We start from the raw sequence: 20,468 nt of genomic DNA, 5'->3' as shown, positions 1-20,468 counted from the left end.
ACGCAAACAGCCCGACTAAAGAGTCGGGCTGTATTTAATTTTACTGTGTGTTTAGATTAAGCAAACTGCTCAAACAAGCTTTCGGTACTTAATCCTTCTTGCTGCAAAATATCTTTTAACCGACGTAGCGCCTCAACCTGTATTTGGCGAACTCGCTCACGGGTTAACCCAATTTCACGGCCCACATCTTCAAGCGTTGAAGGCTCATAACCGAGTAAACCAAACCGACGTGCCAGTACTTCGCGCTGCTTAGGATTCAATTCACCTAACCAGTCAATAATATGCGTATTCATATCATTGTTTTGCACTTCACCTTCAGGGCCCACATTTTTTTCGTCGGCAATTACATCTAACAATGCGCTGTCATTTTCGCCACCAATAGGCATATCTACAGACGCTATTTTTTCATTTAGGCGAAGCATTTTTGTTACATCTTCGACCGGTCTGTCTAAGCTTTCTGCAATTTCTTCTGCGGTTGGCTCATGATCAAGCTTTTGAGTTAGCTCACGTGCTGTACGTAAATAAACGTTAAGCTCTTTAACAACATGAATAGGCAAACGAATAGTACGGGTTTGATTCATTATTGCCCGTTCAATGGTTTGTCGTATCCACCATGTGGCATAAGTAGAAAATCGAAAACCCCGTTCAGGATCAAACTTTTCAACTGCTCGGATCAGCCCTAGATTACCTTCTTCAATTAAATCAAGTAGAGCAAGTCCACGATTGTTGTACCTACGCGCAATTTTTACAACTAAGCGTAAGTTACTTTCAATCATACGTTTTCGGGAGGCTTCGCAGCCTTTAAGCGATTTTCGTGCAAAAAACACTTCTTCTTCTGCACTTAATAGAGGGGAAAAACCAATCTCGCCTAAGTATAACTGGGTGGCATCGAGGTTTTTAGTGACTTCTTCTTTTACAAATACATCTTCATCTTCCACTTCATCAAGTAACTTCGTTGTCTCCTCTATTTTAGAGTCGTCAAACTTATCATCAGTGGGGGTTTTCTCAGCTTTTGCTACATCAGCCATAAGACTTCTCCTGAGCAAGCTATCAATAACTTTATGATTTAGGTCTGTAGTCGTTTTACAAGCTTTTGCTGTATTAGCCATGAGCCTTCTCCAGAACAGTCAATCAACACCTTCAGTTCAGGGTAGGTACTTAGCAGGGTTAACAGCTTTTCCTCGATAACGAATTTCAAAACGAAGTGCCGTTACTGAAGACTCTGAATTACCAATTTCTGCTATTTTTTGTCCCGCCTTCACTATTTGCTTTTCTTTCACAAGTAACGTTGAGTTATGTGCATAAGCACTTAGGTAATCATCATTATGTTTCAATATGATTAAATTACCGTAACCTCTTAGCGCACTACCCGCGTAAACTACTGTTCCTTTTGCAGCGGCGAGTACGGCAGTACCCTTTCTATTAGCAATCTGTAGGCCTTTATAACCATTTTCCTTGTTAGAAAAGCGTTTTGTTATTTTACCTTTAGCAGGCCAAAACCAACTCAACTTTTTAGTTGAAGAACCTTGAGACTGACTAATTTTTTGGTTAGCTTGTTTTTGAACATACCTACGTTTTTTCGGCTTATCAAGCTCTTTCTTTAATTTTCTGTTACTTTTTTGTAAATGAGATGACTTTTTAACAGCTTTCTTTTTATACTTTTTTTGTGTAACCCTTGGCCTACTTGGTTCTAAAAGGGATACAACCTGACCAGGAACAATAGTGTAAGGTGATGGAATTGAATTATTTTTTGCAAGTTCTCTGAAATCTTTTCCAGCACTAAAAGCAATCGAATAAAGTGTATCGCCTTTTTGTACCGTGTACTTACCACCGTTAATATTAATCCGTGAAGGATAGTCATTAATATTATTATTTAAACTACTTACAGGAGCGGGAACATGGCGAGACGAGCATGCACAAAGCAAAACACTAATAAATAAAGCAACATAACAGCGTATTTGTTTATTCAATGTGTTTTGCCCTCTGTTTTAATATCATTATATTATGGCGATTATCGCAACAATAGGTACGCAACAGCGATTAAAGCAACCACTGCCCAGCCAAGTACTTCAATATATTGGCGTAATTTTTGTTCCATTTTAACTCCGCCCCATTTCATTAAAGCAGATACTAAAAAGAAACGCGCGCCACGCCCAATACCTGAGGCAATAATAAAAGGTAAAAACGCCATTTGTAATACACCAGCGCCAATGGTAAATACTTTATAAGGAATAGGCGAAAACCCCGCTATAAATACCACCCAAACACCGTAATTTTTGAACCATGCAAGCGCCGTATTAAATTTATCTTGCCATTGCATTTGCGCAATAAAGGGCTCTACAACCGGTTCAAACAACCAAAATCCAAGTAAGTAACCCAGCACGCCGCCAAGCACAGAAGCAACCGTAGCAAAGCTTGCAAATCGCCATGCCTTACTTGGTTGCGCTAGCGACATCGGCGCTAACATTACATCGGGCGGGACCGGGAAAAAAACCGATTCGGCAAAGCTCATTCCTGCTAAATAACGTTCTGCGTGGCGGTGTTTAGCCCACACTAGCGCCATATCGTATAACTTGGTAAACAACTTCAAAATGAATTCCTATTCAATATCACCAGGGACTAAAGGTACAAATCTTACTGGCGCAATTACATGCTCTGTAAAGCTATCGCCTTGGCGAATAACCATGGTTAAATTTTGTTCTGCCTCACCAATAGGGGCCAGTAATACGCCTCCATCTGCAAGTTGTGCGAGTAACTCGGGGGGAATGGTGGTTGCCGCAGCGGTCACGATAATGCCATCAAATGGCGCTTGTGACTGCCAGCCTTGCCAACCATCGCCATGTTTCATGGTGACATTGTACAAATCGAGCTGGTGTAATCGGCGTTTAGCTTGCCATTGCAAAGCTTTAATACGCTCTACCGAATATACCTTATCAAAGGTTTTAGCTAAAACCGCCGTTTGATAGCCCGACCCGGTGCCTATTTCTAACACCTTATGTTGCACACCGGCTAATCGCATTAGCTCGGTCATGCGCGCAACAATATAGGGCTGAGAAATAGTTTGCCCTTGTCCTATAGGTAGCGCGGTATTTTGATACGCCTTGTGTTTGAGTACATCATCAATAAAAATATGCCGAGGAATTTGCGCTATTGCTTTTAAAACCTCTTTATCTTCTACGCCATCTCGCTGTAATAAGTCTGAAAGCGCTTGTGCACTACGAGTATAATTAGCCAGCACGGTTAATCTCCAACTCGGCTAACCACTCTCCCACGGCTTTAATACTGTCTTTGGCAGTCATATCAACGCTTAACGGGGTCACTGATGCATAGCCATTATTAACCGCATAAAAGTCAGTGCCTTCACCTGCGTCGCTTTCAAGCCCTAGCGATCCATACCAAAAAATATCGCGTCCCCATGGATCGGTTTGCTTGGTCATAGTTTCTGCTTTGTGACGAGCCCCTAAACGAGTTACCTGAACGCCTTTGAGCTCAGAGAGCGGAATATCGGGAACATTAATATTAATGATCTGATCTTTCGGCAGCGGATGTGAAGCAAGCCCTTTAATAATATTTACAGTAACGGCTGCCGCTGTTTCAAAATGCTCACCATGATGAGAGCACAAAGATACCGCAATTGCTGGTAAGCCCAAATGACGACCTTCAGTCGCCGCAGCAACTGTACCAGAGTAAAGTGTATCGTCGCCTAAATTACCGCCATGATTGATACCGGCAACAACCAAATCGGGTTTTTCATCCACTAATTGATTAACACCTAAGTGCACACAATCAGTGGGTGTACCGTTTACTGACATAAAACCGTTGTCGAGCGTTGTGGCACGCAGCGGGTTCATTAGCGTTAGTGAATTACTAGCACCACTACAATTTCTATCTGGAGCAACCAGCGTTACCTCAGCGATTTGTATTAATGCTTGATATAAAACAGCAATACCTTTGGCATTAACACCATCATCATTACTTAATAGAATCTTCATCTGCGGTATCCTTTTCTTTTCGCTCGCGTGGGCTGGCGTCAGTATAATCAACCAGTTCGCGCAGTAAAGCCGTTGCAAAACAGCCTTTGGGTAAACCAAAGCTGAGTTTTAATGTGCGTTCATCAAGTGTTTCTATGCTTAGCTCTTGGGGTATTAAACGCAGCATTCTACGCTCGTTTTTAAGCCCTAAATCCCCTAAGCCATCACACCATGCTTGATACGGTGCCAACCATGTTTTTTCTTGTTCGGTTAAGCCTTTTTCACTTTTGCCCACCATGGGCGCCGACATCATAATATCGCCAGAGGCAAGCCGTGCAATATTTTCATCACTTATCGCATCTTCAAAAAATGCATTACTGCCACTGAGCATAAATACTTCGCGGTGCATGGTTTTAGCAAGGCCATGCTCAGCCACGCGTAAACTAACAATTTGATTAAACACATGTGAACGCGCAGCAGAAATAATAATGCCTCGCAGCTTTTTATCGCGAATACGCTCACCGGCAAACATCTTTTCGGCCATCACTAGGTTGTGTCCATCACGACCAAAGCGCTGTTCACCAAAATAGTTAGGCACACCTGCGCGTACCGCGTTTATACGGCATAAAATATCAAGCGGCTCGGTTACATTGCGCAAGGTAATAATAAATCTATTTCCTTTATGGCAACCAGTGCGCAATTTTCGCTCATGGCGCTGCTGCGATACCACAAACACGCTTTCACTGTTCAGCTCAGTAAAATCAATATGCTTTTTAATCGGTACTTTTACGCTAAACCACTGCGAGCATACTCCATGGCGGTCTTTCATACCGGCATAGCTTACATCACGTGGCGATACACCCGCTTTTTGTGCAATCAGCTTGGCAACATATTGGGTGTTTTCACCCTTTTTAACCACTTGCAAACACACGTGTTCACCACTGCCGGTAAACTCTATACCGAGATCCTCATCAACCATAAAGTCTTCTGCGGTGGTTTTAAAGTCGGCTTTGGAAAGCGGCGCGCCATATAAATAATTTAATTCGCTCATGCGTTTTGTTTGCTCATAATGACCACAGCATGGCTTGAAATGCCTTCTTTACGCCCCTCAAAACCGAGTTTTTCGGTAGTGGTAGCTTTTACATTTACCTGTGAAAGCTCGGCATTTAAATCACTGGCAAGGTTGCCACGCATCGCTTGAATGTGCGGCAGCATTTTTGGTGCTTGTGCCACAATAGTGACATCCGCATTGCCCAATACATAACCTTGTTGCTTAGCAAGGTTCACTACATGGCGAAGTAAAATACGGCTATCAATATTTTCATATTCACTGGCCGTATCCGGAAAATGCTTACCAATATCGCCCAGCGCTAATGATCCTAAAATAGCGTCACATAAGGCATGAATAGCTACATCACCATCTGAGTGTGCTAAAAAGCCTTGTGGATAATCAATTTTTTCGCCGCAGATAGTTAAAGGCCCTTGGCCTCCAAATTTATGCACGTCAAAACCATGGCCTATTCGTATCATTTTGCACTCTCATTATTTTGTTTTTGCAGTAAAAAGCCTGCTAAATCTAAATCTTCTGGGGTGGTGATTTTAATATTATCACTACGCCCTGCTACCAGCTTTACCGGCTTATTTGCCCACTCCATTGCACTGGCTTCATCAGTAATGGTTGCACCGCTGTTAAGCGCATTTTGCAATGCCGTTTTAAGCTCGTCGTATTTAAACAGTTGCGGGGTAAGCGCTTGCCATAAATCATCACGAGGCACTGTTTGCTGTGCATGGCTTTGCCCCCGTTTTATAGTGTCTTTTACTTTGCTGGCTAAAATGCCGCCTTCATTAGCCTGCATACACTGTGCTATCAAGCGCTCTATATCAGCAATATCTACTAAAGGTCTTGCAGCGTCGTGCACCAAAACCCAAGTAGGTGGGTTGGCAGCTAAAAACAATAAACTGTTTAACACTGAATCTGCGCGCTCTTTACCGCCAATAGCACGCACAATGCGAGGATCAGCTAGCGTAAGGTCGTCAAAGTAGGGGTCGGTTTCGCTCAGTGCCACCACTATAGAATTTAACTGCGGTAACTGCGATAACTTAGCGAGCGTATGCTCTAAAATGGTTTTCCCTGCTAAGGAAATATATTGCTTTGGTGTTATGTGTTGCATTCGACTGCCAACACCTGCGGCAGGAACAATAGCAGCAATGGTTTGTTTATTTGTCATGGTGTTGAGCCGGTAAAACACGAATAAAGGTTTCGTCCGGTTTAATCATTCCTAATTCGTTGCGGGCACGCTCTTCAATGCCTTCGTGGCCGAGCTTTAAATCTTCTATATCCGCTTTTAATACTTTATTACGCTTTATTAGTTTTTCGTTAGTTTGTTGATGCGATGCCACCGCATTTTTTAAACGGGTGTAGTCTTGCACCCCGTTATGACCAAACCAAAGGCGATACTGGATAAAAAGTGCTAAGCACAACAAGCCAAATTGAAAAAATCGCATTAAACACTCCTTATTTTAATTTTTAATTATCTACTTATGCTAACGGCCGCTTAACATTACGCCAATTAATATTGGCAGCTAGTAACATTTCCCGTAATGACAAAACCCGTGGCGTGCTACGCTTTGAAAACTGCCACTGGTGGCCACAACACGCCGCTGCAAGGCTCGTTTTACTAGGTTTAAGCAATTGCGCACTTTGTTGCTCAAGTCCTTGGCCTAAAAAATCAAACCAGCCAAGTTCATTACAATGCAGTTGCGTATCAGCTACTTGATCAATGCTATCTATTCTAACCCGAATTTGACCGTGACTTTGTAATAATACCGGAATTATTAGCCCTACTTTGGCATGCGCTTGATAAAAAAGTTCATTCGCTGCAGGATTAGCCTCTGGCGGTGTAGGTTTTTGTTTTTCAAGCCAGCCTCCATTTTGCGCATCAAGCGTAAAAGGCAATGGTGCATTAGCTACACGTGTTGCGGCACGTTCAATATAATAAGGCAGGCTTTTTAATTGCCTGCGTAAACGGTCACCATTAGGTTCAGCCACTAAGCGCTGAACTTCACGCTGATAAAAAGCATTGCATAATTGTGCGTAAAGCACTTTTTGTGCATCAGTTTGCCACATTTCAACTTGCTGGCTTGTGTTAAACTGCTTATTTTTAGCAACCAATCGCTGTACTCAAAAAAACATTTTAATACTGTTTTATAACACAGTAATGCACAGTTTTTAAGCACTTGTAGTAATTTAAGCGCTTGGCTTTTCACCTAATTTTGCAATACCTGATTCTAAAAATTGCACCATAGTACTGCGCTTTTTACCTATTAATAAGCTGCCATCAGCCAAAAACATAAAGTTTTGCCAGTTACGTTTAAACACATCAAATGTCGTTTCGATAATATTGTCGCGTGCCATGCAAAAATACACTGTGGTATTAGCCTGCCAATCTAAGTGGTTCAAAATAGCATCTGGAAATTGGGGTTCTTCGCTTTCCCACGCATCTTCCCAATTAATTTCTTGGCTAAAGTTTTGCTCTTGCGCGCACCAATCGGTTTTATCAAAAAAGTCTGGATGATCATGTTCACGACTCACCATGGTTGTCCACAGTACGGCCGCACGCTCGCTGGTCATAGGTTTAATATTGGCTGCATCAATATCTGAAACCGGAATATCTTTGTGGCGAAATACCCAGGCTTTTTTGTAATCATCAAGAGAAATATAATTCATAGTATTGCTGTATTCTTTGGCATAATAAAAAGCGAAGGCAAATTATACAAGATAACAGACTATGACTACAGCACTAAAACTGGGTTTATATCAACACTACAAAGGCCCACAATATAAAGTTATGCATGTGGCGACTCACAGCGAAACCAACGAGCAATTGGTTATTTACCAAGCCTTATACGGTGAATACGGCATATGGGCACGCCCACTAAGTATGTTTACTGAAACCGTAGAAAAAGACGGTAAAACTATCGCCCGTTTTGCCTACCTTGGTGAAGCCGATTAACTATGGCATTATAACGCATAACAATTACTGCTCAGACCAGATAAAGGATAACCCGTGCAATTTAATTCTACTGATAATTACATCGCAAGCTCAGCATTAAAACAGGCAGTAAACGCCGCTATTATGCTGCAAAAACCGCTTTTAATTAAAGGCGAGCCTGGCACAGGTAAAACCATGCTGGCTGAAGAGTTAGCGAAAAGTTTAGATACTGAGCTTATTCAGTGGCATATAAAATCAACCACTAAAGCGCAGCAAGGTTTGTACGAGTACGATGCAGTATCGCGTTTGCGCGACAGCCAGCTAGGTGATGAGCGCGTTCACAATATTAGCAACTACATAGTTAAAGGTAAGCTGTGGCAAGCCTTCATGTACGCTGAATTAAACGACAAACGCCCAGTACTGCTTATTGACGAAATAGACAAAGCCGATATTGAGTTTCCAAACGATTTACTGCTCGAACTCGATAAAATGGAATTTCATGTATACGAAACCGGTGAGCGCATTGTGGCTAAAGAGCGCCCTATTGTGATCATCACATCAAACAATGAAAAAGAGCTGCCTGATGCGTTTTTACGTCGCTGTTTTTTCCATTATATTGATTTTCCAAATAGCGACGAAATGCAGCAAATTATTGATGTGCACTACCCGCATGTTAAACAAGATTTAGTTCGCCAAGCGCTAGAAGTATTTTTTAACTTACGCGAAGCCAATGGCCTTAAAAAGAAGCCATCCACCAGCGAGTTACTGGATTGGTTAAAACTATTAATGGCTGAAGATATAGACGCAAAAATCCTGCACGACAAAGCGCAAAAAGGCGGTTTAATGCCGATGTTTGGTGCGCTGCTTAAAAACGAGCAAGACATAAGCCTAATCGAAAAACTTGCGTTTATGAGCCGTCGCTAACATGTTGGTACAGTTTTTCTTCAAATTACGAGAATACCGCTTACCAGTGAGCCTAAGAGAGCTACTCGATTTAATTAACGCTTTAAAACAAGGCGTTATATTTGCTGATGTAGACGCGTTTTATCATTTAGCGCGCACTATTATGGTAAAGGACGAAACCCATTTTGACCGGTTCGATAAAGCCTTTAGCGATTACTTTAGCGGTATTGCCGACTTAGACCTGCTCGAGAGCTTAAAACAGCAACACAATTTACCTGAAGATTGGTTGCGTAAAGAGTTTGAAAAGCACCTAAGTGATGAAGAAAAAGCCCAACTAAAAGCCATGGGCGGGCTCGACGAGCTAATGAAAACCCTAAAAGAGCGCCTAGAAGAACAGCAAAAACGCCACGCTGGCGGCAATAAGTGGGTAGGTACAGGCGGCACCTCGCCTTTTGGTGCATACGGCTATAACCCTGAGGGTGTGCGTATTGGTCAAGACGGCAACCGTAATCGCCAAGCAGTAAAAGTGTGGGATAAGCGCGAATACAAAAACTTAGATTCCGACCGTGAAATTGGCTCTCGTACCATAAAGCTGGCACTTAAAAAACTACGCAAATTTGCTCGTACTGGCGCAAGTGACACCCTTGATTTAAACGAAACCATACGCGCGACCGCCAAACAAGGCGGCATGCTCGATGTAAAAATGGCCCCCGAGCGCCACAACGCGGTAAAAGTATTGATGTTGTTTGATATTGGCGGTTCAATGGATGACTACATTCATACCTGTGAGGAGTTATTTAGCGCCGCCCACAGCGAGTTTAAACATTTAGAGTTTTACTACTTCCATAACTGTTTATACGAACACGTGTGGCAAGATAACCAACGCCGCCACTCAAACGTTATTGATACCATGACGCTGATCAACAAGTTTACCAGCGACTACAAAGTTATATTTGTCGGTGATGCCACTATGGGCCCATATGAAATTGCCTACCCTGGCGGCTCAGTAGAGCATTGGAATGAAGAACCCGGCAGTGCATGGTTGGCACGAATCACTAACCACTTTGATAAAGTCGCGTGGCTCAACCCACAACCCGTTGAACACTGGCCATACTACCAATCAATTGATTTTATAAAGCAGCTAATGAACAACCGCATGTACCCGCTGAGCTTGGATGGGATAAGTAGCGCTATAAAACAGCTGAGTTAAATATTAATTTACGACAGCTCAGCGCCAGCAGCAGAGCTTCGGGCGTGAACCTATAACTTTTTTGGGTGGCGCCTTCGGCTTAACCAACCTACCTTTTGATGTAGGTCGGATAAGTGGCGAAGCTACGCCATCCGACAAAATGATGGATGCACCAGAAACAATCCGACGCACCGCGTTAATGAACAACCGCATGTACCCACTTAGTTAAGATGGGGTAAGTAAAGCGAAAAAAGAACTTAGTTAATGTATTTTAAGTAGTTCATGCACCATATTTTTGATGGTATTCACTGAGCATGAATTCTAATTGCTTCTCGAAGACTTCAATGGATGGTTTTTTGCCACTTAACCGCTGCTGCTTTAGCCATTCAAGTAATTCAATCCTTACTAAATAACCGTATTCAATGCAGTAACTTGGATCTGAAAGCCAAATTTCAGGAGCCCCTTGTGAAGCTCCTGAATACCAGTGACAAATGGAATAGCCTTCACTTTCAAGCTTATCACTAAGTTGCCAGCTGTAAATCCACCAGGTAATCAGAAATAGAGGGAAGCATCCTATAATAACAAATAGCCCCCTTCGCATCGATTTTTCTGATATATCACCATGCATTCTTTGATAAATCCCGTAGATGAGTACAAAAAAAGCAGGCATCATAACTATCAAAGGAATTACTACAGGTTTAATTTTTAACGAAATTACATTTTCAGTAATAAGACTTAATGTGCTAATTTCTAATTTAAAACTGTAGGCATAGAGAGTAATGATTAAACATAAAACGCCTATAGAAAGCCACTCTTTTTTAGGGTTGGCAGGTGGGAGTTGATTAGCCGAGCTTGCCATTTTAGTACCGTCTTCCTGAGTAAGGAATACCAAATAAGCGGTGTATAAACTCAATTGGATTGTTATCGTACATTCACTCAGCCCTATCTAACTCATATTTTAACTAATTAGGATAAACATCATAATTTTTGACCGTCTTATCTTCGCTCGCTGAAGCCTACCGGGGTCTACAACAGTCGACATCTATGCAGAGATCGTTTGGTTTGTACCTTTCACCTCGAACCTCGAATATAAAATTACATCAACTTCCAAACCACAAACGCCACAGCAAAACCAACCAAGTACACCAAGCCTAACCAGGTTAAACTGCGCAGTAATAGACTGTGTTTAATCGCAGGCTCTGAGCGAACTAGGCTGAAGTTAAGCCATGCAAAAACGGGTGTAGTTACAAACGCAAGCGTCATGGCAAAGGTAAGCATGGGCCCAAGAGCTGATTTAAAAAATAAAATCACCGCCATACCGGCCAATGCTTGTAATATAAGCCACGTATTTAAGCTATGTTTTGATTGCTTAAAACCAAGAAGTTTATGCGATTCGTTAAGTGTGCGGGCGTAACCGTCAAGCACGGTGAGTGTGGTGCCAAACATACATAAAAACGCGATGGCAGATACCAAAGGCCTTGCCCACTCGCCAATAGTAAGTGCATACATATCAATCAGCTGTTTAGCAAAGGCTACACCGCCAAGCTCTATATTACTGCTTTGCCCATATTGCACTAACGCACCTAAACTAAAAAATACCAGCGCAAGCCCGGCGGTTAACCAATAACCTACATTAAAGTCGAATAAGCCTTGGCTTTTAGTCACACTTTGCTGAGCTTGTTTTTCTTTAAGCCACAACGAGCTCAGAGCCGAAATTTCAATAGGCGCTGGCATCCAGCCCATTAAGGCAACCATAAAGCCTAACATGGCAAGTTCATACGGTGAGGGGCCAACATAGTTTACAGGGGCTACAGGGCCGTTATTTATAGCAATAACTAATGCGGTTATGGTTGCAATAGTAAGTAGCCCCATAATAGCTTTTGCAACGTTATCGAGCGCTTTAAAGTGCCCTAGTAATAATATAATTAAACACACAGCCAATATTAACCAACACAACAAGGTAACAGGAATGCTAATAGGTAATGCGTAGTGTAATAAGCTCGCCGTAAGCAACAATACGCCAGCGGTATTTACCACAGCGGCAATAATATTGAGGGCAATAAAACTGTAAAAATAGCCAGGCCCTTGGTTTTTATACCCTTCGACTAAACTATTTTTGGTGGCGAGTGTGTATTCCATACCAAAGCGAAAAAACGGGTACTTTAAAACGTTAACCACCACAATAAGCCAAAATAGCTGCCAGCCAAATAATGCGCCAGCTTGAGTCGATGCAACTAAGTGTGAGCCACCAATGGCAGCGGTGGCCATTAAAATACCCGGGCCGAGCGCCCCTAACCGAGACTTCCATGTGCTTTGTGTGTACTGCATTAACTTCTCAAATTTGGTGTGTTATGTGCTTTTATTATTAATTTTTATCATTAATAAACTGTGTGAGTGCATAACTTACCTAATTTACAGGCAATAAAAAAGAGCCCTTAGGCTCTTTTTAAAAATAACACATTGTTAGTTATTAATTTAAATCCATCTCTTGGATGATTTCGTGTGCTATTTCAGGTGTGGTACTTACAGGCTTTTCATGTAAGTTCGCTTTTATTTGCCCTTTACGATGCTTTAGTGCGGCATCGAGTTTTTTAGCTGCGCTTGAAATGGCTGGGTACATAACCTCGTTTTCCCCTTTAACTGATATTCGCGCACCTTCATAATTTGTACTAATTTCTGCTTGGAACTTGTGATGCTCTTTTGAAAGAATAATGTCGAGCGCTATCAATGATGGAAAATGACTCTCAATTTTAGAAAACTTTTCGTTAATGTGTTCTTTAATAGAATCAGTAACGTCAACATGGTGACCAGAAAGATTAATTTTCATAGGGTATCCTTTTTTATGTTACCTCACAGTTAGTATTGGGGGCTAAACGAATTAACACAAGAGAAAATAGCTAAATTTAGCAATTATTTATTACCCCACCTGATTTAGATCATTCATTTAGCATTAAGTATGCAAAAAGCCGCGTGATAGCGGCCTTTCAGAGGTGCTGATAATTTAACCATTCATGTAATTAATCTGTGTATGAACAGCAATAATCAGCAAAATCACTTACTTTTACATGGAAGCTGACATTAGCATCAACATTAAATGACTCACCCGCATTAAATGTTTTCCACTCGCTTTCACCTGGTAATAACACATCCCACTGCCCTGCTAACAACTCCATACACTCTTTTTGGTTAGTATTAAACTCAAATTCACCTGGTTGCATAAAACCCAAGGTTTTCGCTTCACCATTTCCTAAAAGCACAGTTCGGCTTGATACTTTGCCATCAAAATATACATTGGCTTTTTTAACCACACTAACGTTATCGAACTTTGGCATGTTAACTCCTGTTATTAATTTATAATTTTGTTACCTCCACAGTGCCTGATACACAAAAACCTTGCAAGTTAAGTGCTGTGAAAATTACTCATTTAGAAGCCAAAAGATTAAAAATGAACGACTTTATAGAGAGATATGCTTCGAGCAACGGGCTGCGAGTTTCGAACAGATCTTTTAGTAATTTATGCATAAAGAGGGCGATGAGACGCTGCGCTTTAGAGAGGTAATAAAAGTACAACTCATAAAAAAGCCCGCCCTGCTATACACAGGACGGGCTTTTAAATGTTAAAGCAGTCGCTTAAAACAATGCGTTTGCTTTATTAACGATGTTTTCTACGGTAAAGCCGAAGAATTCAAACAGCTCGTTAGCTGGTGCCGACTCACCAAAGGTGGTCATACCGACTACGGCGCCATTTAGACCTACGTACTTGTACCAGTAATCAGCAATACCCGCTTCAATCGCTACGCGACGTGAAACGCTTGCTGGTAATACGCTTTCTTTGTACTCAGGCGATTGATCTTCAAACGCATCAGTACATGGCATAGATACAACACGTACCTTTTTACCCTGCGCACGTAGCTCTTTCGCAGAATCTTGCGCTAGTTGTACTTCAGAGCCGGTAGCAATAAGAATAAGCTCTGGGTTGCCGTCACAACTTAGGATATAACCACCCTTTTTAACGTCGCTTAATTGCTGTGCATCACGTGCTTGTTGCTCTAAGCCTTGGCGAGTAAAGATTAATGATGTAGGACCGTCTTTACGTTCAATAGCTTGTTGCCATGCAATTGCCGACTCAACTTGGTCACATGGGCGCCAGTTGTAAAGGTTAGGCGTTAAACGCATGCTGGCAATTTGCTCTACTGGTTGGTGAGTTGGACCATCTTCACCTAAACCAATTGAATCGTGCGTGTATACAAAAATGCTTGGTTGCTTCATTAATGCAGCCATACGAACCGCGTTGCGTGCGTATTCCATAAACATTAAGAACGTTGCACCGTAAGGGATAAAGCCTTTATGAAGTGCAATACCATTCATAATTGCCGACATACCAAACTCACGCACACCGTAGTAAACGTAGTTACCACTTGCATCGTCTGCCGTTAAGCCTTTAGAGCCATCCCAAATTGTTAAGTTTGAACCTGCTAAATCGGCAGAGCCACCCATAAACTCAGGTAGTAACGGACCAAACGCGTTTAATGCATTTTGCGATGCTTTACGTGATGCTGGATTTGCTGGGTTTGCTTGTAACTGCTCAATATACGCTTGTGACTTTTCAGCCCAATCAGCAGGTAAATCTGAATTTGTACGGCGTTTGTATTCAGCAGCAAGCTCTGGGAATGCTTGCTCGTATGCGGCAAATTTTTCGTCCCAGCTTGCTTCAAGCTGTTGGCCTTTTTCTTTGTTATCCCACTGTGCATAAATGTCAGCAGGGATTTCAAATGCATCACCCGTCCAACCTAAGAACTCACGAGATGCTTTAATTTCGTCATCACCTAGTGGTGCGCCATGACAGTCGTGGCTACCTGATTTATTAGGTGAGCCATATCCAATTACTGTTTTACAACAAATTAGCGTTGGTTTGTCGGTCACGCTTTTGGCTTCGCTAATTGCAGTACTTACAGCATCGCTGTCGTGGCCATCAACGTCACTAATTACATGCCAGCCGTATGCTTTAAAACGTACTGGTGTGTCATCGCTAAACCAGCCTTCAACTTCACCGTCGATTGAAATGCCGTTGTCATCCCAAAATGCCACTAACTTGCCTAGGCCTAATGTGCCAGCAAGCGAACAGGCTTCATGAGAAATACCTTCCATTAAACAACCATCACCCATAAATGCGTAAGTGTGGTGATCAACAATGTCATGGCCTTCACGGTTAAATTGAGCGGCTAATGCTTTTTCAGCAATTGCCATACCTACGGCATTTGTGATCCCTTGACCTAATGGGCCCGTAGTAGTCTCGATTCCTGGCGCATATCCATATTCTGGGTGGCCTGGTGTTTTAGAGTGCATTTGGCGGAAGTTTTTAATTTCGTCCAGTGGTAAATCATAACCACTTAAATGCAATAGAGAATAAATTAGCATTGAACCGTGACCATTTGAGAGTATAAATCGATCTCGGTCAGCCCACTCTGGATTTGTTGGGTTATGTTTTAGATAATCGCGCCATAATACTTCTGCGATATCAGCCATGCCCATAGGGGCTCCAGGGTGGCCAGATTTGGCCTTTTGTACTGCGTCCATTGACAAGACGCGAATAGCATTTGCAAGTTCTTTGCGAGATGGCATGAATTCTCCTACCTTTATATGTATTTGCGCGGGTATTTATATACCTCCATTCTTACTTATTGTAGGGGCTGTGTGCAATTAAAAACCCATAAAAATAGGACATTATGAATATTTTTTAAGAACCATTTACTATTATATATTTTATTTAGACGTCTAGGCGTAAAAAAACTATGCAAGTTCCCTTGTTTTAGATAAAATACGCGCCTTAATTTTTTAGCGCTAATACCGACGTTTGTGAAGCGCAATATTTGTGAGCATAATTACAATGGCAAAACATTTATTTACTTCTGAATCTGTTTCTGAAGGTCATCCGGATAAAATCGCCGATCAAATTTCTGATGCGGTACTTGATGCTATCCTAGAGCAAGACTCTCATGCCCGTGTAGCGTGTGAAACTTACGTTAAAACCGGTATGGTTATGGTTGGTGGTGAAATCACTACTAGCGCATGGGTTGATATCGAAGAAATTACACGTAAAACAGTACGTGAAATTGGTTACACACACTCAGATATGGGCTTTGATGCCGATTCGTGTGCAATTTTAAACACTATTGGTAAACAGTCTCCAGACATTAACCAAGGTGTTGACCGTACAAGCCCTGAAGAGCAAGGCGCTGGCGACCAAGGCTTAATGTTTGGTTACGCATGTAACGAAACTGAAGTATTAATGCCTGCTCCAATTACTTATTCTCACCGTTTAGTACAGCGTCAAGCTGAGGTTCGTAAAAGCGGCGAGCTTAACTGGTTACGTCCAGATGCAAAATCACAAGTTACATTTGCATACGAAAATGGCAAGCCAGTAGGTATTGATGCTGTTGTACTTTCTACTCAGCACAGCGAAGATGTATCGCAAAATGACTTAGTAGAAGCGGTAATGGAAACAATTATTAAGCCAGTACTTCCTGCTGAGCTTATTACTAGCGCAACCAAATTTTTCATTAACCCAACAGGTCGTTTTGTTATTGGTGGCCCAATGGGTGACTGTGGTTTAACTGGTCGTAAAATCATTGTAGATACATACGGTGGTATGGCCCGTCACGGTGGTGGTGCTTTCTCTGGTAAAGATCCATCAAAAGTTGACCGCTCAGCGGCTTATGCTGCACGTTACGTTGCTAAAAACATTGTTGCTGCAGGCCTTGCTGATAAGTGTGAACTTCAAGTGTCTTACGCTATTGGTGTTGCAGAGCCTACTTCTATCAGTGTTGAAACATTTGGCACAGGTAAATTAGAAGAAGCGCGTTTAATTGAACTTATTCGTGAACACTTTGACTTACGCCCTTACGGTCTAATTCAAATGCTTGACCTTGAGCGCCCTATTTATCTTCCAACAGCGGCTTACGGCCACTTTGGTCGTGACGAATTCCCATGGGAACGCACAGATAAAGCAGACGCACTTCGCGCAGCAGCTGGGCTATAAGCCACTTAGCTAATATTTAAACGGCCCTTTTTAGGGCCGTTTTGCTATGTGTATTAAGTTAGTCGTAAAACAGTCTCGAACTGTTTAACATTTTAGGTATATACTCTGCTTATACAATAAAGCGTATTAGGGATAAAAAATGGCCGACAATTTTCGTGTTATATTTGTAGGACTTGCAGAAGGTGCAGACAGCCAAGCAGTGACCACTGCACTGACAGAAAAGCTGAAAACCTCGCCAGAAAAAGTGGCTGCTTTTTTTGATGGCAAACCGTTATTTGCCCCTTGCCCCAAAGATAAAGCACTCAAGCAAGCTAAGTTACTTTCAACGCTGGGGATTAAAAGCAAACTTCAGCAAGCTGCGGCTACACAAACGGCACCTCAAACAGCTTACGACAGCCAGCGAGATCAGCGCTTATTTGACGCCCTAGATTACATTACCAGTAGCCTAATTCGCCTTGAAGAAAAACTAGAAGATATTGAGCAACGCCTCCCTGAAGTTGAATTATCATTACCTGATGAAAACAATGAAGTATGGGAAGATGACGATTTAATGCTTGATGAGCCTCTCTCTACTGAGCCCAAAAAACGCGGCAGCCTTGTTTTATATTCGCTGATTTCTACAGCCGTAATATTGCTTATTGTACTTGCTATGTACTTATTATTTCCTAATTTATTCTCTTTTTAATTACGGTTAAGTTATTTAATGAGTAATAATCGCGCACAAATAAGACACGATATTCGTAAAGCACGTAATAACCTATCAAAAAAACAGCAAGAATTAGCCGCCGAATCGCTTAAAGTGAATTTTATTCAACACTTAAAAAGCATAAATTCGGCCAAAAAAAGTCATATAGCGCTTTATTTAAGTAATGATGGCGAACTAGATACCTCATTGTTAATTAATGAATTATGGAACACTGACCAGGCTATTTACCTGCCCGTAATTCATCCATTTAATGGGGCTAATTTACTATTTCAACGCTATGAAAAAAACTCACCCATGAGAGCAAATCGCTATGGTATCTTGGAGCCTAAGCTGAACTGCTCTCAAATATGCCCCTTACCTGAGCTTGATTACGTTTTAATGCCATTAGTGGCATTTGATAAATTTGGTAATCGACTTGGAATGGGAGGTGGGTTTTACGATAGAACATTGGCACGTTTATACGAACAACACTGGCAAAAACCGCAACTTATTGGCCTCGCACATGCGTGCCAACAAGTCGATGAGTTACCGATTGAATCGTGGGATGTACCACTAAAAACGATCATAACACCCGATAAAACCTACTGTTGGTAACAACTAATCTTGTAAACTAACAGCTATTTTGACACCAATGAGCAGACAACAATGACACAAGATGAATTAAAAAAAGCAGCTGCGTGGGCTGCACTCGAGTTTGTAAAAGAAAACACCATAGTAGGTGTAGGTACAGGCTCAACCGTTAATCACTTTATTGATGCCCTAGGCACAGTTAAAGACACCATCGTTGGCGCAGTATCAAGTTCAGAAGCATCTACAGCGCGCTTAAAAGAGCTTGGCATAGAAGTGTTTGAGCTTAACGATGTAGCAGCACTTGATGTATACGTTGATGGCGCAGATGAAATTAACGCCTTAAATGAAATGATCAAAGGCGGCGGTGCGGCGCTTACCCGCGAAAAAATAGTGGCAGCAGTAGCAAAACAGTTTGTATGTATCGTTGATGATACAAAACTAGTCGATACCTTAGGAGACTTCCCACTGCCAGTTGAAGTTATTCCGATGGCGCGCAGCTATGTTGCCCGCGAATTATTAAAACTTGGCGGTGACCCTGTGTATCGCCACGGTGTTGTAACCGATAACGGCAACGTTATTTTAGACGTACATAATTTAAAAATTACCCATGCTAAACAGCTTGAAACACAAATAAATCAAATTGTTGGCGTAGTCACCAACGGCCTATTTGCAGAGCGCGGTGCTGATAAAGTAATTATCGGCACTAAAAATGGGCCACAAATTAAATAGGATATGGTTATGAGTAAGGTATCGTTAGCAAAAGACAAAATTAAAATTCTCTTGCTTGAAGGTGTTCACCAAAGCGCTGTTGAAACGCTAAAACGTAACGGTTATAGCAATATCGACTACGTTAAAACATCGTTGCCAGAGGACGAACTTATAGAGCGCATTAAAGATGTGCACTTTGTAGGGCTTCGTTCTCGTACTCATATTAACGAATCTGTATTAAACGCAGCTGAAAAGCTAGTTGCTGTAGGTTGTTTTTGTATTGGCACAAACCAAGTAGATTTAAACGCAGCGCGTGAGCGCGGTATTGCGGTATTTAATGCACCGTTTTCAAATACTCGCTCTGTGGCTGAGCTTGTACTTGGTGAAATATTGCTGTTATTACGTGGTATTCCACAGCGTAATGCCGCTGCCCATCGTGGCGGCTGGTTAAAAACAGCTAATGGCTCGTTTGAAGCTCGCGGCAAAACCTTAGGTATTATTGGTTACGGCCACATTGGTACTCAGCTGGGTATTATGGCTGAAAATATTGGTATGAACGTGGAGTATTACGACATTGAAGACAAACTATCTTTAGGTAATGCTACACAAGTACATAACTTAACGCAGCTGTTGCAACGCGCTGATATTATCAGTTTACATGTTCCAGAGACACCGCAAACTAAAAACTTGATTGGAACAGCAGAGCTTGCCGTGATGAAGCAAGGCGCTATTTTAATTAATGCTTCTCGCGGTACTGTGGTTGACATTGACGCCCTAGCTGAAGCACTAACAGAGAAGAAGCTTAGCGGTGCAGCCATTGATGTATTCCCAGTTGAGCCTAAATCAAACGATGAAGAGTTTATTTCGCCACTACGTGAATTCGACAACGTTATTTTAACGCCGCACATTGGGGGGTCGACTCAAGAAGCACAAGAGAATATTGGTATTGAAGTAGCAGGTAAACTCGCTAAGTACTCAGATAATGGCTCAACTATTACAGCAGTTAACTTCCCTGAAGTATCATTACCAGAACTTGCCAACCGTAGTCGCTTGTTACACGTGCACCACAACCGCCCTGGCGTGTTAACGCAAATTAACCAAGCGTTTGCTCAGCATGGTATTAATATTGCCGCACAGTACTTACAAACGGACGAAGCAATTGGTTACGTGGTTATTGACGTAGACACCGTTCAATCTGAAGTAGCACTAAAAGAACTCAGTGCTGTTGAAGGCACAATTAGAGCCCGTATTCTTCACTAAATAATCAGCTATCAGCTATCAGCTATCAGCTATCAGCTATCAGCTATCAGCTATCAGCTATCAGCTATCAGCTATCAGCTATCAGCTATCAGCTATCAGCTATCAGCTATCAGCTATCAGCTATCAGCTA

24 protein-coding genes are annotated in these 20,468 nt (G+C 42.0%); 8 read left to right on the top strand and 16 right to left on the bottom strand.

Features of this window, described 5'->3' with window-relative positions; translation table 11 throughout:
* Nucleotides 1-56 precede the first annotated feature (56 nt).
* From rpoS to DK924_RS02005, 11 genes are all read right to left on the bottom strand, one after another.
* The gene (gene rpoS / locus DK924_RS02055; protein ID WP_109874229.1) at nucleotides 57-1,028 is read right to left on the bottom strand and encodes an RNA polymerase sigma factor RpoS; all 972 of its coding nucleotides are present in this window, start codon (nucleotides 1,026-1,028) and stop codon (nucleotides 57-59) included.
* A gap of 117 nt (nucleotides 1,029-1,145) precedes the next feature.
* Entirely contained in the window at nucleotides 1,146-1,970 is an 825-nt protein-coding gene (locus DK924_RS02050) for a peptidoglycan DD-metalloendopeptidase family protein (protein ID WP_109874228.1), read from the bottom strand.
* 41 nt (nucleotides 1,971-2,011) lie between these two features.
* Nucleotides 2,012-2,590, bottom strand: a complete 579-nt coding sequence (locus tag DK924_RS02045) for a YqaA family protein (protein WP_109874227.1) — start codon at nucleotides 2,588-2,590, stop codon at nucleotides 2,012-2,014.
* Nucleotides 2,591-2,599: 9 nt separating this feature from the next.
* On the bottom strand, nucleotides 2,600-3,238 hold the full coding sequence (locus tag DK924_RS02040) for a protein-L-isoaspartate(D-aspartate) O-methyltransferase (protein ID WP_010387750.1): 639 nt from the start codon (nucleotides 3,236-3,238) through the stop codon (nucleotides 2,600-2,602).
* Complete coding sequence (surE, locus tag DK924_RS02035; protein WP_054201786.1) at nucleotides 3,228-3,992, bottom strand: 5'/3'-nucleotidase SurE; 765 nt, start codon at nucleotides 3,990-3,992, stop codon at nucleotides 3,228-3,230. Before surE ends, DK924_RS02040 begins: the two co-directional genes overlap by 11 nt.
* Entirely contained in the window at nucleotides 3,973-5,022 is a 1,050-nt protein-coding gene (gene truD, locus DK924_RS02030) for a tRNA pseudouridine(13) synthase TruD (RefSeq protein WP_109874226.1), read from the bottom strand. Before truD ends, surE begins: the two co-directional genes overlap by 20 nt.
* Nucleotides 5,019-5,501, bottom strand: coding sequence for a 2-C-methyl-D-erythritol 2,4-cyclodiphosphate synthase (ispF, locus tag DK924_RS02025; RefSeq protein ID WP_008464226.1), 483 nt, complete (start codon nucleotides 5,499-5,501; stop codon nucleotides 5,019-5,021). Before ispF ends, truD begins: the two co-directional genes overlap by 4 nt.
* Nucleotides 5,498-6,199 carry a 2-C-methyl-D-erythritol 4-phosphate cytidylyltransferase gene (gene ispD / locus DK924_RS02020; RefSeq protein ID WP_109874225.1) on the bottom strand — a complete coding sequence of 234 codons (702 nt, stop codon included), beginning with the start codon at nucleotides 6,197-6,199 and terminating at the stop codon, nucleotides 5,498-5,500. Before ispD ends, ispF begins: the two co-directional genes overlap by 4 nt.
* The gene (ftsB, locus tag DK924_RS02015) at nucleotides 6,189-6,476 is read right to left on the bottom strand and encodes a cell division protein FtsB (RefSeq protein ID WP_008110330.1); all 288 of its coding nucleotides are present in this window, start codon (nucleotides 6,474-6,476) and stop codon (nucleotides 6,189-6,191) included. The genes ispD and ftsB overlap by 11 nt, the downstream gene beginning before the upstream one ends.
* A 34-nt stretch (nucleotides 6,477-6,510) precedes the next feature.
* Nucleotides 6,511-7,143 carry a hypothetical protein gene (locus tag DK924_RS02010; protein WP_008464230.1) on the bottom strand — a complete coding sequence of 211 codons (633 nt, stop codon included), beginning with the start codon at nucleotides 7,141-7,143 and terminating at the stop codon, nucleotides 6,511-6,513.
* 75 nt (nucleotides 7,144-7,218) lie between these two features.
* Complete coding sequence (locus DK924_RS02005; RefSeq protein WP_008464232.1) at nucleotides 7,219-7,698, bottom strand: DUF2947 domain-containing protein; 480 nt, start codon at nucleotides 7,696-7,698, stop codon at nucleotides 7,219-7,221.
* Nucleotides 7,699-7,759: 61 nt separating this feature from the next.
* On the opposite strand from DK924_RS02005, the gene DK924_RS02000 reads away from it, so the two are divergent.
* Genes DK924_RS02000 through DK924_RS01990 form a run of 3 tightly spaced genes read left to right on the top strand, consistent with a single transcriptional unit; the run spans nucleotide 7,760 to nucleotide 10,076 of the window.
* Nucleotides 7,760-7,984 carry a DUF1653 domain-containing protein gene (locus tag DK924_RS02000; protein WP_008110327.1) on the top strand — a complete coding sequence of 75 codons (225 nt, stop codon included), beginning with the start codon at nucleotides 7,760-7,762 and terminating at the stop codon, nucleotides 7,982-7,984.
* Nucleotides 7,985-8,038: 54 nt separating this feature from the next.
* Nucleotides 8,039-8,887 (top strand): MoxR family ATPase, encoded by an 849-nt coding sequence (locus tag DK924_RS01995; protein WP_109874224.1) that lies wholly within the window; start codon nucleotides 8,039-8,041, stop codon nucleotides 8,885-8,887.
* A gap of 1 nt (nucleotide 8,888) precedes the next feature.
* Nucleotides 8,889-10,076: a VWA domain-containing protein gene (locus DK924_RS01990; RefSeq protein ID WP_109874223.1), complete on the top strand. Its 1,188-nt coding sequence runs from the start codon at nucleotides 8,889-8,891 to the stop codon at nucleotides 10,074-10,076.
* A gap of 259 nt (nucleotides 10,077-10,335) precedes the next feature.
* On the opposite strand, the gene DK924_RS01985 is transcribed toward DK924_RS01990, so the two are convergent.
* The 5 genes from DK924_RS01985 to tkt form a co-directional block, all read right to left on the bottom strand.
* A complete protein-coding gene (locus tag DK924_RS01985; protein ID WP_109874222.1) occupies nucleotides 10,336-10,914 on the bottom strand; it encodes a hypothetical protein in 579 nt (192 codons plus the stop codon).
* A 236-nt stretch (nucleotides 10,915-11,150) separates the two neighbouring features.
* Nucleotides 11,151-12,383 (bottom strand): NRAMP family divalent metal transporter, encoded by a 1,233-nt coding sequence (locus DK924_RS01980; protein ID WP_109874221.1) that lies wholly within the window; start codon nucleotides 12,381-12,383, stop codon nucleotides 11,151-11,153.
* A 142-nt stretch (nucleotides 12,384-12,525) separates the two neighbouring features.
* Nucleotides 12,526-12,882 carry a ribosome hibernation-promoting factor, HPF/YfiA family gene (gene hpf, locus DK924_RS01975; protein ID WP_008110321.1) on the bottom strand — a complete coding sequence of 119 codons (357 nt, stop codon included), beginning with the start codon at nucleotides 12,880-12,882 and terminating at the stop codon, nucleotides 12,526-12,528.
* 190 nt (nucleotides 12,883-13,072) lie between these two features.
* On the bottom strand, nucleotides 13,073-13,387 hold the full coding sequence (locus DK924_RS01970; protein ID WP_010387728.1) for a pyrimidine/purine nucleoside phosphorylase: 315 nt from the start codon (nucleotides 13,385-13,387) through the stop codon (nucleotides 13,073-13,075).
* Nucleotides 13,388-13,685: 298 nt separating this feature from the next.
* Nucleotides 13,686-15,677, bottom strand: coding sequence for a transketolase (gene tkt, locus DK924_RS01965; RefSeq protein WP_109874220.1), 1,992 nt, complete (start codon nucleotides 15,675-15,677; stop codon nucleotides 13,686-13,688).
* A gap of 265 nt (nucleotides 15,678-15,942) precedes the next feature.
* Here tkt and metK point away from each other — a divergent pair, with 265 nt between their 5' ends.
* The 5 genes from metK (at nucleotide 15,943) to serA (ending at nucleotide 20,338) form a co-directional block, all read left to right on the top strand.
* Nucleotides 15,943-17,094, top strand: coding sequence for a methionine adenosyltransferase (gene metK / locus DK924_RS01960; RefSeq protein ID WP_008110316.1), 1,152 nt, complete (start codon nucleotides 15,943-15,945; stop codon nucleotides 17,092-17,094).
* Nucleotides 17,095-17,233: 139 nt separating this feature from the next.
* Nucleotides 17,234-17,779, top strand: a complete 546-nt coding sequence (locus DK924_RS01955) for a hypothetical protein (RefSeq protein ID WP_109874219.1) — start codon at nucleotides 17,234-17,236, stop codon at nucleotides 17,777-17,779.
* 18 nt (nucleotides 17,780-17,797) lie between these two features.
* On the top strand, nucleotides 17,798-18,394 hold the full coding sequence (locus tag DK924_RS01950) for a 5-formyltetrahydrofolate cyclo-ligase (protein ID WP_109874218.1): 597 nt from the start codon (nucleotides 17,798-17,800) through the stop codon (nucleotides 18,392-18,394).
* Between the two features lie 51 nt (nucleotides 18,395-18,445).
* On the top strand, nucleotides 18,446-19,099 hold the full coding sequence (gene rpiA / locus DK924_RS01945) for a ribose-5-phosphate isomerase RpiA (RefSeq protein ID WP_008110310.1): 654 nt from the start codon (nucleotides 18,446-18,448) through the stop codon (nucleotides 19,097-19,099).
* Nucleotides 19,100-19,108: 9 nt separating this feature from the next.
* A complete protein-coding gene (serA, locus tag DK924_RS01940) occupies nucleotides 19,109-20,338 on the top strand; it encodes a phosphoglycerate dehydrogenase (protein ID WP_010387720.1) in 1,230 nt (409 codons plus the stop codon).
* Nucleotides 20,339-20,468 lie beyond the last annotated feature (130 nt).

This window comes from Pseudoalteromonas sp. meg-B1 (assembly GCF_003173795.1).
GTDB lineage: Bacteria > Pseudomonadota > Gammaproteobacteria > Enterobacterales > Alteromonadaceae > Pseudoalteromonas > Pseudoalteromonas undina.
Note: the sequence above shows the minus strand (reverse complement) of the source record. Positions and strands in the feature narration are given on the sequence as shown.

Excerpts from the sequence above, each read along its gene's own strand:
- DK924_RS01980 (WP_109874221.1), bottom strand. The coding sequence starts at position 12,383 with ATGCAGTACACACAAAGCACATGGAAGTCTCGGTTAGGGGCGCTCGGC.
- ispD (WP_109874225.1), bottom strand. The coding sequence starts at position 6,199 with ATGACAAATAAACAAACCATTGCTGCTATTGTTCCTGCCGCAGGTGTT.
- rpiA (WP_008110310.1), top strand. The coding sequence starts at position 18,446 with ATGACACAAGATGAATTAAAAAAAGCAGCTGCGTGGGCTGCACTCGAG.
- serA (WP_010387720.1), top strand. The coding sequence starts at position 19,109 with ATGAGTAAGGTATCGTTAGCAAAAGACAAAATTAAAATTCTCTTGCTT.
- surE (WP_054201786.1), bottom strand. The coding sequence starts at position 3,992 with ATGAAGATTCTATTAAGTAATGATGATGGTGTTAATGCCAAAGGTATT.
- DK924_RS01950 (WP_109874218.1), top strand. The coding sequence starts at position 17,798 with ATGAGTAATAATCGCGCACAAATAAGACACGATATTCGTAAAGCACGT.
- DK924_RS01970 (WP_010387728.1), bottom strand. The coding sequence starts at position 13,387 with ATGCCAAAGTTCGATAACGTTAGTGTGGTTAAAAAAGCCAATGTATAT.
- DK924_RS01955 (WP_109874219.1), top strand. The coding sequence starts at position 17,234 with ATGGCCGACAATTTTCGTGTTATATTTGTAGGACTTGCAGAAGGTGCA.
- ispF (WP_008464226.1), bottom strand. The coding sequence starts at position 5,501 with ATGATACGAATAGGCCATGGTTTTGACGTGCATAAATTTGGAGGCCAA.
- ftsB (WP_008110330.1), bottom strand. The coding sequence starts at position 6,476 with ATGCGATTTTTTCAATTTGGCTTGTTGTGCTTAGCACTTTTTATCCAG.
- metK (WP_008110316.1), top strand. The coding sequence starts at position 15,943 with ATGGCAAAACATTTATTTACTTCTGAATCTGTTTCTGAAGGTCATCCG.
- tkt (WP_109874220.1), bottom strand. The coding sequence starts at position 15,677 with ATGCCATCTCGCAAAGAACTTGCAAATGCTATTCGCGTCTTGTCAATG.
- DK924_RS01990 (WP_109874223.1), top strand. The coding sequence starts at position 8,889 with ATGTTGGTACAGTTTTTCTTCAAATTACGAGAATACCGCTTACCAGTG.
- truD (WP_109874226.1), bottom strand. The coding sequence starts at position 5,022 with ATGAGCGAATTAAATTATTTATATGGCGCGCCGCTTTCCAAAGCCGAC.
- DK924_RS01985 (WP_109874222.1), bottom strand. The coding sequence starts at position 10,914 with ATGGCAAGCTCGGCTAATCAACTCCCACCTGCCAACCCTAAAAAAGAG.
- rpoS (WP_109874229.1), bottom strand. The coding sequence starts at position 1,028 with ATGGCTGATGTAGCAAAAGCTGAGAAAACCCCCACTGATGATAAGTTT.
- hpf (WP_008110321.1), bottom strand. The coding sequence starts at position 12,882 with ATGAAAATTAATCTTTCTGGTCACCATGTTGACGTTACTGATTCTATT.
- DK924_RS02000 (WP_008110327.1), top strand. The coding sequence starts at position 7,760 with ATGACTACAGCACTAAAACTGGGTTTATATCAACACTACAAAGGCCCA.
- DK924_RS02005 (WP_008464232.1), bottom strand. The coding sequence starts at position 7,698 with ATGAATTATATTTCTCTTGATGATTACAAAAAAGCCTGGGTATTTCGC.